Source organism: Spirosoma radiotolerans (assembly GCF_000974425.1).
Classification (GTDB): Bacteria; Bacteroidota; Bacteroidia; order Cytophagales; family Spirosomataceae; genus Spirosoma; species Spirosoma radiotolerans.
Map to the genome: position 1 here is coordinate 2428834 of NZ_CP010429.1, position 13488 is coordinate 2442321.

The 13488-nt window shown below is 49.6% G+C and carries 10 protein-coding genes; 1 reads left to right on the forward strand and 9 read right to left on the reverse strand.

Translation table 11 applies throughout. From position 1 onward, the window contains the following. Positions 1-67 precede the first annotated feature (67 nt). The 4 genes from SD10_RS09815 to SD10_RS09830 form a co-directional block, all read right to left on the reverse strand. Positions 68-970 carry a Nif3-like dinuclear metal center hexameric protein gene (locus SD10_RS09815; protein ID WP_046573645.1) on the reverse strand — a complete coding sequence of 301 codons (903 nt, stop codon included), beginning with the start codon at positions 968-970 and terminating at the stop codon, positions 68-70. A 229-nt stretch (positions 971-1199) separates the two neighbouring features. After that, the gene (locus SD10_RS09820) at positions 1200-2120 is read right to left on the reverse strand and encodes a helix-turn-helix domain-containing protein (protein ID WP_046573646.1); all 921 of its coding nucleotides are present in this window, start codon (positions 2118-2120) and stop codon (positions 1200-1202) included. Positions 2121-2132: 12 nt separating this feature from the next. After that, on the reverse strand, positions 2133-3020 hold the full coding sequence (locus SD10_RS09825; protein WP_046573647.1) for an NmrA family NAD(P)-binding protein: 888 nt from the start codon (positions 3018-3020) through the stop codon (positions 2133-2135). Positions 3021-3399: 379 nt separating this feature from the next. After that, on the reverse strand, positions 3400-4170 hold the full coding sequence (locus SD10_RS09830; protein WP_046573648.1) for a hypothetical protein: 771 nt from the start codon (positions 4168-4170) through the stop codon (positions 3400-3402). 238 nt (positions 4171-4408) lie between these two features. On the opposite strand from SD10_RS09830, the gene SD10_RS09835 reads away from it, so the two are divergent. After that, on the forward strand, positions 4409-5188 hold the full coding sequence (locus SD10_RS09835; RefSeq protein ID WP_046579306.1) for a UDP-2,3-diacylglucosamine diphosphatase: 780 nt from the start codon (positions 4409-4411) through the stop codon (positions 5186-5188). 67 nt (positions 5189-5255) lie between these two features. Here the strand turns inward: SD10_RS09835 and SD10_RS09840 are convergent, their stop codons facing one another. The 5 genes from SD10_RS09840 to SD10_RS09860 all read right to left on the reverse strand — a co-directional run bounded on the left by SD10_RS09840 (position 5256) and on the right by SD10_RS09860 (position 13370). Continuing rightward, positions 5256-6278, reverse strand: coding sequence for a phytase (locus SD10_RS09840; protein WP_046579307.1), 1023 nt, complete (start codon positions 6276-6278; stop codon positions 5256-5258). 90 nt (positions 6279-6368) lie between these two features. Further along, positions 6369-7640: a hypothetical protein gene (locus SD10_RS09845; protein WP_046573649.1), complete on the reverse strand. Its 1272-nt coding sequence runs from the start codon at positions 7638-7640 to the stop codon at positions 6369-6371. A gap of 26 nt (positions 7641-7666) precedes the next feature. Further along, complete coding sequence (locus tag SD10_RS09850; RefSeq protein WP_046573650.1) at positions 7667-10423, reverse strand: TonB-dependent receptor; 2757 nt, start codon at positions 10421-10423, stop codon at positions 7667-7669. A 425-nt stretch (positions 10424-10848) separates the two neighbouring features. Beyond that, positions 10849-12558 carry a tetratricopeptide repeat protein gene (locus SD10_RS09855; RefSeq protein ID WP_046573651.1) on the reverse strand — a complete coding sequence of 570 codons (1710 nt, stop codon included), beginning with the start codon at positions 12556-12558 and terminating at the stop codon, positions 10849-10851. A gap of 83 nt (positions 12559-12641) precedes the next feature. Continuing rightward, positions 12642-13370, reverse strand: coding sequence for a carboxypeptidase-like regulatory domain-containing protein (locus tag SD10_RS09860; protein WP_046579308.1), 729 nt, complete (start codon positions 13368-13370; stop codon positions 12642-12644). Positions 13371-13488: the final 118 nt, after the last annotated feature.

A 13488-nucleotide genomic window follows, 5' to 3' on the forward strand; every position in this document is an offset into this window, starting at 1 on the left:
AGCTGGCTAATGTAGAAAACATTAGCCAGCTCTTTTGTTTATTCATCCCATTACAGACACATCTTACTTACAAATAGGTAAAGGCGTTGCCCGACGGAATGTAGGCGATGTTGAGGCCGGGCAGCTGAGGCTTCAGCCAAGATACCGTCCATTCCATACCAGCCGCTTCACTCATAATGTGGCCGAGAATAACCAGAGATAGTTTTTTGCCCTGCTGGCGGGCATCCCGCACATACTCGGGCGTTTCCCACTCGCTGGCTTCGCCACAAAAGATGACATCAGGTTTCTCCTTCTCGATGGCGCTTATCTGGCTGCGTCCGCCCGATGCGCCGGGCATGAGCAGGATTCGCTGACACGATTGGGCAGGATCACCAACGACCCGCACCATCTTGATGCCCAGTTTGCTTTTCGCGTGGGTTACGAGTTGGCTAAGCGGAGTAGCCGGCAGCGTAAGCACATGCGCATTATCGGCGCTGGCATAGTTTGTCCACCCCAAAGCCGCTAGCACCCCCGCCTGTACCCCATCGGGGCGGTGCGAATGGATGTAATCATGAAAACGCCAGAGCGCAATGTTATGCTTCGTCAGCAAGTCCTGCTTATAACGAAAAACGTCGTCGCTCTTGAGCCAGTCCGTCTCGTCCAGGTGATTGTAAAAGGTTGGTTCGTGAGCAATGATGAAGTTCGCGCCCGATGCAATCGTTTTTTCAATGACATCAACCGTAGCAAACATGGTGGAAACAATGCCGGTTACTTTCTGAGACGCGTTGCCCGATTTCAGGGTGTCAACTGTCTTGGGGAAAGGGGCGTTGGGTATTGTTTTTAGAATCATGTCCATGATTTGCCCAACCGTGTACGATTGCTGGCTGGCCTGTACGTTTTGAATGCCTCCAAGGGCAGGCATCAATAACGAAGCCCCAACGGCTTTGGTGATGGTACCAACAAATTCTCTTCTTCCAGATAGTTCCTCCATGTTTATACACCGGGTTTTCCTGACTAAGATAGGAAGCGTAGCGTAGAACAAAAATACTGTATAGGCCCTCTAAACAGGAGTCAATAACCGATTCGTGAAGGCAGGTTCTCAAACCTGCCGCGTGAGGTTTCCTAAAACCGAACCATATGAACCGTTCGGTTTTAAGAAACCTCACGCGGTCAGATTTAAGAATCTGACCCCACGGAAACAGGAGTGAGTCAATGGTTTATCAATTAAATGACTGCCTGAATTCCAGCGGAGAAAGCATGGTTTTTGTCTTGAACAGCTTGCTGAACGACTGCGGATGTTCAAACCCCAAAGCGTAGGCAATTTCGCTGACGGACAGGTCTGTCGTGGATAACTGTTCTTTTGCCTTGTCGATCAATTTGTCGTGTATGTGTTGCTGGGTGCTGCGGCCTGTCAGCACTTTCAGCAAGCCGCTTAAATACGTAGGCGATACGTTCAAGGCGTCAGCAATTTCCTGCACGCTGGGCAACCCTCTCTCCGCCAACGCATCGCCATTGAAAAAACGGGCCAAAATAGCTTCCAGCCGATCCAGCGTTTGATGATTGGTTATTTTACGCGTAATGAACTGGCGCTGGTAAAACCGGTCAGCATAGGTCAGCACCAGGTCAAGCTGGGCAATCATAATGTCCTGGCTGAATTTGTCCATGTTCGCATGATACTCGTGTGCCATGTACTGCATAATGCCTGTTACCATGACTTCCTCTTTCTCGGAAAGGTGCAGGGCTTCGTGCACGGAGTAGCTGAAATACTCATACTGCTTTATTTTTTTGGCTAACGGCGTATTCCAGAGAAAATCGGGATGAACGAGTACCATCCATCCCGAGAGTTGGTAATCTCTATCGGCCATCACTGAAAAAACCTGCCCGGGCGCTATAAAGAACATGACACCTTCATCAAAATCATAGGCCTGCTGACCATACTTGTATTTCACGATGGCATTGAAATTCCGTTTCAGGGCAATCGAATAGAAATCAAACACCAGACTGGCCGGCTTTTCGCTTGGCCACTGTTTAATCTCATCTAAATTGATCACGGAGATTAGCGGGTGCTCCGGTTTGGGGAGCCCATTAACCTGATGATAATCGCTGATTGTTTTAATCCGGAAAGGTTGCATACCTGCCATACAGTAAATCAATTACGCTTGTTTAAATACATCGGCAAATTCGATGGCAAAATCTTCCATCTTCACACCGCCCATTGTTTTTGGCTTATGCAGGTCATAATCTACGTTTAATAAGCCCGAGTGACAGGCACCAAACATTTCAACCAGTTGAGCCGCAACCGGGGCCGGTACGCCATTTGCTTCCATACCGCTTTGCATCTGTTCGTCGGTAATAGTGACCCATTTCAAGTCAGGTTTACCAATAGCCGCCCCCAAAATCTGCGCTATTTCGTTGCAGGTTCGCTCGTCACTCGCCACATACCGCACTGTCCGGCCGGTACTTTGGGCTTCTATTTCTTCAACGGCTGCTGCCGCAATATCTTTTGGGGACACCAGCACCACCCGATCATCGTCGCCATAGTTTGCTCCGATAAAGCCCATTGTTTTTATCATGTTCAGGTAAGCAAACAGATTGTAGTAAATATAGGTAGCGCGGAGGTGCGTAAGCGCTTCTAAAGGTAAAGCGTCCAACGCATTTTCGGTATGGTGATGCCCAACGATCAGCCCGGTACCTTTTTCTAACTGTGCCCCGTAACTGCTTACATATAATACACGCTTTACCCCCGATTGGCCTATAGCTCGTACCAGACAGTCGCCAAGTTTTATGTTCCGGGCCATTGGGTCGGGTACAGAATTGTTCGGCGGTATCATGGCATGCACGACATCAGCACCGGTAAACGTAGCGACTAAAAAATCAACGTCCTCTACCGAGCCTATAGCAGCCATGGCGCCTAATGCTTCAATGGCTGATTGTTTTTCGGGATCACTGCTGATCACCGTGACTGAATGGCCCTTTTGCACCAATGTTTCGGTCAGCGGCTTGCCAATGTGTCCTAACGAACCTGTGACTACAACTTTCATTTTTTCTGGTTTTTGTTTCGGCAAAGTTCAGTAGCACGTCAAAGACAGACGTAGTCGAATCTACGGTTGTTGTAGTCTAAATTAGATCAGTTCAAGACCCTGCACGAGCGGAATAGTCTAAGTTTAACTACAGAGGCACCAAGGGCACAGAGGTTTATTAGGGTACTTTTCTTCCCAATAAACCTCTGTGCCCTTGGTGCCTCTGTAGTTGAACTTTTTTTATCGACTAGCTAATTGACGTAAATAGGGTCGGGAACAGCCTAAACGTTGGTTAATTTAACCCATTATTCCCGTTAAATAAGGGTATTCTCCTAATTAAAAAGGCGTGACACTGTTGAGCACAGTGTCACGCCTTTTTGGTATGAACAAGGTATGTTTCTTACAGCGCGGTGGTGTACTCGTTCGCTGATATTTTTTCTATTAGAACTTCGGCCAGGCTTTGCGCATGTTCTTTCTTTAACTCGGGCTTTTCTTTGGTTTCAACCGTTACGCTAATGATGTGGTTGTTGTAGAGAACGTGCATGGCCCCGGTTGAGGCATCCCAAACCGCTTTATCACCCACATTTTTCACCGCTTCGAAGTTGCCGCTGCTAACTGCGTGTTTTGTAAGAGCAGGCGTAGCTGCCGTTATGCCGCCGTGTTGAGGCTGATTATCGTCGGTCGTATGATGCGCTACTTTTTCGTTTTCGGCAGTAGCAGGCGTTTCGGCATTGGTTCCTTCTGGCTGAGGACCACTTTCGGTTGAGTCATTGGCAACCTCAACCGATTTCGTCATCGCGAGGGCTGGTTTGCCCTGGTACATTTTGTCGAATGTATATTCGGCAACGTACATAGATTCGAAAGGCCGGGTGCCTGCGAACGTAACCAGGACCTTGTTGCCTGCCCATTCGAATTCACAACCGTTGTGCTCGTGAACTTCTTCCAGCTTCGTACCTTCTCCTAAATTGAAGGTGGAGCGGACATACTCTTCACCCAAAATGTTGCAGGGCTCATCATAATTCCGATCAACGGAGAGTGCATTCACACCAACAACCTGTTTCGCCACAATGGGGCTGGCGTCAACATTGCTGGCAGGATCGGTGGTGGAGCTTGGGCTGCTGCAGGCTAAACACAAAACAGGAAAAGCCAGTATCAGTGATTTGATTTTCATGAGATGATTTGAGAAAAGCCAAAATTAGCGTTTTCTTACATACCATATCAGTTATTGAGCTGTTTTTGTGGCCTATCCTGACCCGACAAACGCAATACGCCGGTTGTTTATCTGACTTTTAGCCCGTGTACGGTCGAAGTCAAAGCTCGATACTAACTGCGTGAGTACAGACTGAGTAGAATGAAGGAATACGTGAATGAATCTGCTTGCGTACCTTTACGGCAGAATTACCGTATGCATGTCTGATCTCGAAACAATTCCACTTGCCCCCGGCCGTAACGTTTATTTCGCTTCTGACTTTCACCTTGGCACGCCTTCCATCGAGCAGAGCCACCAACGGGAGAAAATCATTGTTGCCTGGCTAGATGCCATCCGGCCTCATGCCGAGGTTATCTTTCTGGTGGGCGATGTATTTGACTTCTGGTTCGAATACAAGCACAGCATTCCCAAAGGATTTATTCGCTTACAGGGCAAACTGGCCGAACTTACTGATGCCGGTATTCGCATTATTCTCTTTACGGGCAACCACGACATGTGGATGAACGACTACTTCACGAAGGAGCTGGGGATTCCGGTCTATCGTAACCCGCGCCGGTATAAAATCGGAAATAAGCACTTCCTGATTGGACATGGCGATGGACTTGGGCCCGGCGATTTTGTCTATAAACGACTCAAGACAGTCTTCGAAAGTGGCCTTGCCCGAGGGCTATTCCGTTGGGTACACCCCGATTTAGGCATTGGGCTGGCCCAGGCCTGGTCACGCAGGAGCCGCGCCAGCAACCAGGAAAAAGGAGAGGAGCACTTCCTGGGCGAAGACCGCGAGTGGCTGATGCAATATTGCCGGGAGGTTGAAACCCGTATGCACCACGATTATTACATCTTTGGTCATCGCCACCTGCCGCTCGATCTGGCCGTCTCATCCACCAGCCGCTACATAAATCTCGGCGAATGGGTATCCGCCAAAACCTACGCCGTATTCGATGGCACTGACTTGACACTGACAAACTGGAAGAAATGATGTAGGATGTATGATATAGGATGTATTTTTTTTCATACACCATACGTCCTATATCATACATCCTACGTCATTTCATCACGTCTTCCCAGCGGTAGTAGTGGAACGTTTTATCGTCGGACATGACAACGAACAGACCGTGGGGAAACTGCTTGCCCAATGCTACGTTGGTCACGTCGGAGCCGTCGCTTACCTGGGCCGCCACTTTTACAATTTTGACCAGTTTGTACTCATTCGGATTATTCGCTTCGCCTTCCCGTTTGAAGATGTGAAACTGATTCGCCCCCTGATCGGATACCAGGATATAGCCTGTTTTCGGACCCGTTTTGTAAATGGAAATGCCTTCGTGATCTTCTGCAAACCCAGTTTTGGCAAATAACGCTAACTCCTGGCTGCCTTTTTCGGGGTCGGCATAGTACTTCCGAACACCAACCCCTTCATCGGAATAATACACATAGCCAAGTTCATTGTCGACGGCAATGGATTCAATTTCTTTCTTGCCGCTATATGACCCGAACTTCCGGACCAGGGTGGCCCGAACCTGGCCTTTGCCATCATCTTCGAGTCGGTACTGGCCAATGTAGGAGCCATCTGTTGGCCCTGATTTGCGGCCAACCATGGCGTACAGAACGCCTGCTGGATTTTTATAGAGGGCAATGCCCATCAAATCCCGAAACCCATTGCTTGTATCGCCAACGAACATCTCTAGCCCACCGTTATCAACGGGCTTCATATCGGGCAACGAGAAAATACGGAGCTTATGGGTAAACCGTTCGGTGGTCACGGCAATATCAGTTGGTTTACCCGCGAGCGTCAGGCCATACGCTACGTCTACGTTGTCGGGGCGTTTGAGATTGTGCACTTCACGAACAATTTTTCCCTTCAAATCAAAGACATACAAGCCGCCGTCCTGATCTTTATCGGTGCCAATAACCAGACTTTGCGCCGGGTCTTTGGGATTGATCCAGATGGCCGGATCGTCGGTATCATGCCGTACTGTATCGGTTATGATAACCGGCTTGACAACGTTTTGCGCCGACGATTGGCAGGCTATTGTGAGGAAGGTTAGTAGAAGCGGCAGGTGATTTTTCATGAACATAGGCTGGTACACCCAGATTTGCCAGGAGTAGCAGATGGCTGAATTGGCCAGCATCTCTTCGTGTACCAGCTTTAAGGCTACGTATTAATTAGTTCCGAACGCACCAATGGTTGTCGAAGGGGCGGGCGATTTGTAGTTCGTGCCATTCGACAACGAAAGGCCATCGGCATATAAACGCGTGAAGCTGGTTGTGCCTTTACCAATGGCAGGCGAGCCGCTTTGCAGCCGGAAATCCCAGGCTGTATTGAATGCGGCATTTTTCTGATCCGTGTTGAGCGGGTAATTCACAAACTTCGGATCATTGTCACCCGCCGTTTTACTGATCACGTCGTTCGTCCCTGTCAGGATTTCGGCCGTCGGCTGGAAGTTCGTAACACCTTCGGCCGTGTAGTTATAGTACAGGTTGTTGCTCACTTTTGACCGTGCATCTTCGGGGTTTTTAGGATCGCGCTTGATACCGAACCGGTCGTTGGCCAGCAGGTTATTGTACAACTCAGCACGAACCGCAACTTCTACCCAAATTGATCCGCCTTTAATGGTTGGCCGACGCCAGCCTGCGTTCACAATCGTGTTGTTATACGCAATAACATACGCCTGTGGCGTCCGGTCGCCGGTATTCGAAAGTTTTAAGGCGTTTGTGTTTGGGCTATACACAAGATTGAAAGCCACGTCGGCCTGCACACCCGACTTGATGTTGATGGCGTCGCCCCCCGATACGCCCAGCGTGTAGATTTTGTTGTTGGCAATAATTACTTTGCCCCCTTCGATGTAAAAACCATCTTCGTTCTGGTTGTTCAACCGGCTGTTGACAATGACCAGCTTCCCATTCACGTTCGAGTAGTTTACGGCGGGCACGTGGTTTCCGGCAGCTGCCTTATACAAACCGGCTTTCACGGAGGGAGAGCTCTCGGTTGTTACGGCACCACCATATTCGAGAATCGCGTTGTCGATCAGGAGTTCGGCGCAGGTAGGCGCGGCAATGATACCACCCCACAGGCTACCCCACTGGTTCGCCGTTGTTTTCCAGGCGTCGGGCACCGTCAGTTTCACCGGGTTGGCTGATGTGCCCATGATGTACAGATTGCCTTTGACGATAAACTCCGGTTTCACGGTCGAATCGCTGAAAACGACCGTGACGCCTTCCTGAATCACCAGCGACTGGCTGGCGGGCACCTGCAAATGCCCCGTAATCTTGTAGGTGCTGCCTTTTTCCCAAACACCCGATACATCGCCCGAAACGGCTTCTTTAACAACGGGAGCTGGTGCAGGCGTAACGGTCGAGCCCGTATCATTGGTTTTTGAACAACCCACTAACACCGCAGCGGAGAGCGCGGCCAGAATAAATGCTTGTTTCATGGTAATTGATTGGTTAGTAATGACTATTAAAGTTTGTAGCGTATGCCCAGCACGTAGGAGCGCTGGAAGTAATCGCGCCGGATGAGCGTTTTGCCGGACACATCCTGATTCGGCACATCCGAATTTTTCGGACTGGTATTCTTGATGAAAATCTCGGTGGGCGTATTCAGCAGGTTATTCGCCTTGGCAAATAGCAGGAAGCCACCTTTTATGCGTTTTTCGAGGGACGCGTCCATTTGCACGAATCCTTTCTGATACAGGTCGTTATCCACAAACTGCGATACCGTATTGATGCGTCCGCCGGTATAGCTGGCGGCCAGTTGGCCATCCCAGCCATGTTCGCTGCTTTTGTAGAGCAGAGAGAGATTTGCGACGTGAGCCGACTGGCCGTACAAGGCACGGGTCTGGTTGACGGTGATCGTTTGCAGGTCGCCTTGGGCGTTGCGGATACGCTTGGATTTGGGGGTCGTGATGCTGGAGTTGGTGTAAGTATAGTTGGCTTTGAGACCCCACTGCCGAAAGTATTTGATGGCGTCGAGTTCCAAACCAAAGTTGGTTGCGTTGCCGAAGTTGCCGGGTCCGTAGTACAAATCCTGTCCCCGGATGGCATCTTTCTGAAGCGTGTATTCGATGGGGTCCTTGAGGTGTTTGTAGAACAGGCCGATCATAAACTGCTCCAGGGGGCGGGGGAAAAACTCGTACCGCAGATCAACGTTATCCGCAATGACCCGTTTCAGGTTCGGGTTGCCGCGTTCCTGGTATTCTTCGTTTACGATCCGATACGGAACGATCTCGAAAAAGCCCGGCCGGTTGAGCGACCGGAAATAGGAGAGCCGCCAGTTCGTTGTCTCGGTAGGGCGGTAGCGAAAATGCAGGCTCGGCAACACGTCCGTATAAATCTGGCTCCCCACGGGCTGGTCTTCGCCAATCGGGAACTTCATCGCATAGCCTTGATCGGTGTGCTCGACGCGAACGCCACCCGTTACTTCCAGCGGCTGGTCGGTGGTGCGAAATTGCAGGTAACCCGAAGTCGTCGTCTCGCTGGCATCATAGCTGAGGGCCGACGCTACTGAACCAAGCGGGTTCTGTATGTTATACGAAATTTGATTGTAGTCGGTAAAATCAACGCCGTACTGGGCAAATGGATTGGTTGGCCGTAGGGTGTAATTGTTGTAAAAATTGGTCCGTTGCTTGTCGCGGTAGAGGCCACCTGCCATCCACTCGACAGCCATGCCCGCCAGATTGGTTTTGAGGGTGAGGTTCAGGTAGCCCGCCAGGTCATTGTCCGTGTTGTGTTCCCAGCGCCGGGTGCCATCCTGCACGGTTGTGCGGCTGTCAACGAAGTTTTTGCGAATGCCCAGCAGTGAAACATAGGTTTGGTCGGGCACGTCGTTGGCCGCCAGTGAGTAAACCGCCGACCAGGTCAAACCGAGCGCAGACGTCAGCTGATGAGTGCCTTGCAGGGTACTATTGTAGATCTTCTGTTTGGTCAGTCGGGAACGCGTTTCATAGCCAAGCGTAGCGTTACCGAGTACCGGATCGAATCCGCCAATGCCCAATTCTGTCGATTTCGTTTCGCGGATCTGTTCATTCCTGAGGCTGATGAGGGCGTTGAACCATTGGATTTTGTTGTTCTCGTTGACGCGAAAGTCCATCTTGGCATGAAGACCGGAACGGGTCTGGTGTTCGGAATACTGCCGTTCGCTTTGTTTGGTCAGGGTTATGCCCCGTAGCGTATCAACGACATCGCCATTGAAAAACAGGCTGTTGCTACCTCGGAAGGTGTTTTGCAAACTTCCGGCCAGCATGATTCCGAATCGTTGGTTGAGAAAGCGATTGCCAATGGCAAAACTGCCAATCAGGTTTGGGGACGGATTATGGCTGGTGTAGGTGGTCGATGCCTTGTTGAAATCAGCAAACTTGGCACTATACTGATTGCCGTATTGCTCGTATGGCGATTGGCTATTGACATTCTTCGCGTCGAAACTCACGAAGGGGCGATTCAGAAATAATTCGCTGTACCCCGTCGCCAAATTTGCCAGTACGGTTAGCCGTTCCGGAGCGTCTTTCATCACCATGTTGATGGCTCCCCCCACAGCGTCACCTTCCATGCTGGGTGTCAGGGCTTTGTATACCTCCAGGCGATCCAGTAGTTCCGACGGAAAAATGTCGAGGGGTACGTAGCGATACCGGTTATCGGGGCTGGGAATCTTGACGCCGTTAACGAGGGTGTAATTGTAGCGTTTGTCCATGCCCCGCAAAATGGCATATTGACCATCGCCGTTGCTGTTGCGCTCAATAGAAATACCCGACACCCGCTGAATGACATTGGCTACGGTCAGGTCAGGCGATAGTTCAATGGTTCGCCCGGATACGATGTTGGTAACCTGCAAGGCATTGCGCTCGAGGTCGCGGGCCGTTCGGTCGCTCGATCCGTCCCGCTTTCCTTTGACCGTCACCTCCGCTATTTCCCGGTCCGATTCGGTTTCAAGGGGTAAATCCAGCGTCAGCGTATGGTCGTCGCTAGTAATAACGACATCGCGGGTCATGGTTCGGTAGGATACGTAACTAATGCGAATCTTATACGAGCCGCTGGGGACGTTCTTAATACTAAACGAACCATCCAAACCCGATACATTAAAGAATTTAGTATTTTCAATGATCAACGTTGCGCCAATGATAGGCTGACCCGTTGTGGCATCCACTGCTCTGCCCCGGATCGTACCCGCCAAAACATCAAGTACGGAAAGCAGGCAGATACTAGTCAGTAGTAGTCGATTCATCCAGTGTAGCAAGATTGATATTCTTCGTTATGTGCTCACCCAGCGTCGTGTGGGATTGATGACGCAAAGGTGTGAGGAAGAAGGGGAGCGGGACAAATCTGACCCGTTAACAGGAAGGCAACAAGGACGTTTAAGGCGTTAACAGGCAGGCAACATATATGTATAAGTCATTGATTGATAGAGATTTGTTGGTCAGACTGATCTCCATTATGTTATTGTTAACAAGCTGTTTCCTAATTGTTAAGGGCTATTTGGAGTAATGAAGGCAGACGAATGGAGATATTTTTTCGGTGGTCTAGGAGGACACGGACCACGAACATGAAGATGTTTATACTTTTCCATGGGGCGCGCTGTTTCCACAGTCCATGGATAGATACAAGCTTGAGCCGACTTTATGTTATCTGTTTAGTCAGCATTATGCTCAATTAAACAGGGCTATTTTCGGGAGCGGGGAGCCGCTGAACCGAAACGCTGTGAATGTAGGCTGAGAGTGATTCGCCCTCGGCTAATCCAATTTTTTTACGCAAGCGATAGCGGGACACCCGCAGGCTATCGGAAGATATGCCGAGCAACGTAGCCACGTCGGCCGAATTGATATTCATTTTGAGGAGCGCAATCAGGCGCAGGTCGGTAGGCGTCAAATCGGGAAATTGATGGGCCAGCTGCTCAAAGAAATGCGGGTGAATCTGGTCAAAAATGCGACGGAAATCATCCCAGTATTTATCCCGGTCGAAGCTCTGCCCAATCTTCTCGAGCAATTGACGAAGCTGCTTTTTCTGATCCCGTTTGTCGTCTTTCAGAATAACGGCCAGGTCATCTTTTATCGCTTCGAGCACCTGATTTTTCTGAATAATTTGCAGCGTATGTGAGGTTAGCTCTTTACTTTTCAGCTCCAGCTGGCCTTTTAAGTTTTCCTCCTCCAGTTGTTTATTCTTCAGCTCGGCCCGCATCAACTCGTTTTGCGTGCTGAAAATCTGCTGGTTCTGCTGATTAAGGGCTTGTTCATTCCGAATCTTTAACCGCTGGCGGCTTATAATAACGAAAGCCAGAACCCCGATTAGTAACAACACAACGCAGGTGGCCGTAATAATAATCAGGTCGACTTGTTTTTGGGCATTCAATTGGGCTATTTCACTGTCTTTGCGTTCGACATCGAACAAGGTTTGAAGCAACGTAATCTGGCGATTGTTTTCGATTGCGTAGATTTCATCGGTTAAGTCCCGACTCAGTTCAATGTATTTGTAGGCACTATCGGGCTGGTTTAAAAGTCGAAATGTTTTGGCAATATCGCGGAGTGCCGCACTCAGTTGATACCGTTCGTTTTTTTGCTGTGAGAGTTGCAGCGCCTGTTGCGATAACGCCATGCCCTGTTTGTAGCGCCCCGTTTTTCGGAACACATCCCCCAGGTTGTTGATGATTTCAATCTGGCCGATTCCATCATGGGTTTTTTGGGTTAATACGAGTGCCTGCTGGTAGTAACTATGAGCTGAGTCATATCGGGCTTCATCCTCAAAAATACTCCCCAGGTTCTCGTAGATTTTCGTCAGGCTACCCGTATCGTTGGCTATTCGGCTATGAACAAGCGCCTGTTTCTGATACTGATAGGCTTTTTTAGCGTCCCGCCGTTTCTCGTAGATATGGCCAATGTTGGCGTAGGTCTGGGCCAGCCCTTTTGCATTCCGACTTCGCTGGTAATAAGCCAGTGCATCTGTAAATTGTGTCAGTGCCCGATCAGGCTGTTCGTTGTAGTAGTAAACCGTACCCAGTTCGTTGTGATTGTTGGCCAGCCGATGCTCATCATTCGCATTGCGAAATATTTTCTGGGCTTGAAGCAGGTAATCGATGGCCTGAACGTAGCTGCCCTGATGGTATAGGAGGGAACCGATCTGTTGCAGGTAGTCGCCCTGCGCTAACTCGTTGTGCTGACTAACGGCTTTATCTAATTTAAGCTTGATGAGTCGAAAGGCCGAATCTGGATATTGGTGATTTACCTGCTCTGCAATAATCAGCGACTGGGCACGACCTGTAATCAGGTGGCAGACAATGAAAAACAGAAGTAGAAAAAGCCGTTGTAGCCAGGATTCAGACAGCAGTCTTACCGGGTGTTTGGGCTGATGGAGAGATACGTGACACATCCTTTATGGATTAGATCAATCCATAAAGATAGGCGTATTCAGATAGGGGTTCTGTGAAATTTGTGTTACTAATGGATAGATACTCAGTTTCCGTCCTGTAAAATATCCTTTCGGGTTAGGTTTTCCCGAGGTGCTTTATTGAGTTCGCTACGCCACTCCTTCGTTTTCAGATCCCCTCGTTTGACAGACCGGATGAAGTTAGCCCAGGCAAAGGGGTTTGTAAAGGCAAACGTTGGCGTGGCACTGCGGCCAATGAGCGATTCGCGCCCAAAGAACTGCTGATTCACAAAGTTCTGGTGGTTGGCAAGTGCGCCCATGGGCATGGTAGCCGCCTGTCGCATAATGGCTTCCGGGCTGGTGTTCCGGGCCAGGTTTTCGCGTTCTTTTTCGTCGGGAAGTTTTAGGTTAACGAAGGCTTCTTTAAACAGTTCTTCCGTTGCGTAGGGGTAAACCTTTACTTCAGCCAGTGTTTTAACGTCTTCCTGCAACGCTACAACCGCCGAATACGTAAGGTCGGTTATCCGGCGTGGGATAATGTGGTATTGAGTCCTGAAACCTACATAGCTGAAAATGATACTGTCACCCGGAAAAACGGGCAAGGCAAAATAGCCATTCGGGGCCGAAAGAACACCTTTTCCTGCCTTCGGGATATAAATGTAAGCGCCAGGTAAGGCATCATTTGATTTACCACCGGTGATGAAGCCCGTGAACGTAATCTGCCGTTCCTGCCCTTGTGCCCGCGCAGTCGTAAAGAGTCCCGCAAGCGCAGACAACACCAGAATAAAGACAAACAACGTTAGCGACTTTTTCATAGACAAAGTTACCATACTACAAAGTAAACGAGTAAAAGGCAAGGAATGATTTGTATTACCCGAATTTTAAGAAAGTTTACTTTACACCTCTATACAAATCTACGGATTCCGCACCAAA

Bases quoted from the DNA above. Each gene is read 5' to 3' on its own strand.
- SD10_RS09815 (WP_046573645.1), bottom strand. From the start codon at position 970: ATGGAGGAACTATCTGGAAGAAGAGAATTTGTTGGTACCATCACCAAA.
- SD10_RS09820 (WP_046573646.1), bottom strand. From the start codon at position 2,120: ATGGCAGGTATGCAACCTTTCCGGATTAAAACAATCAGCGATTATCAT.
- SD10_RS09825 (WP_046573647.1), bottom strand. From the start codon at position 3,020: ATGAAAGTTGTAGTCACAGGTTCGTTAGGACACATTGGCAAGCCGCTG.
- SD10_RS09830 (WP_046573648.1), bottom strand. From the start codon at position 4,170: ATGAAAATCAAATCACTGATACTGGCTTTTCCTGTTTTGTGTTTAGCC.
- SD10_RS09835 (WP_046579306.1), top strand. From the start codon at position 4,409: ATGTCTGATCTCGAAACAATTCCACTTGCCCCCGGCCGTAACGTTTAT.
- SD10_RS09840 (WP_046579307.1), bottom strand. From the start codon at position 6,278: ATGAAAAATCACCTGCCGCTTCTACTAACCTTCCTCACAATAGCCTGC.
- SD10_RS09845 (WP_046573649.1), bottom strand. From the start codon at position 7,640: ATGAAACAAGCATTTATTCTGGCCGCGCTCTCCGCTGCGGTGTTAGTG.
- SD10_RS09850 (WP_046573650.1), bottom strand. From the start codon at position 10,423: ATGAATCGACTACTACTGACTAGTATCTGCCTGCTTTCCGTACTTGAT.
- SD10_RS09855 (WP_046573651.1), bottom strand. From the start codon at position 12,558: ATGTGTCACGTATCTCTCCATCAGCCCAAACACCCGGTAAGACTGCTG.
- SD10_RS09860 (WP_046579308.1), bottom strand. From the start codon at position 13,370: ATGAAAAAGTCGCTAACGTTGTTTGTCTTTATTCTGGTGTTGTCTGCG.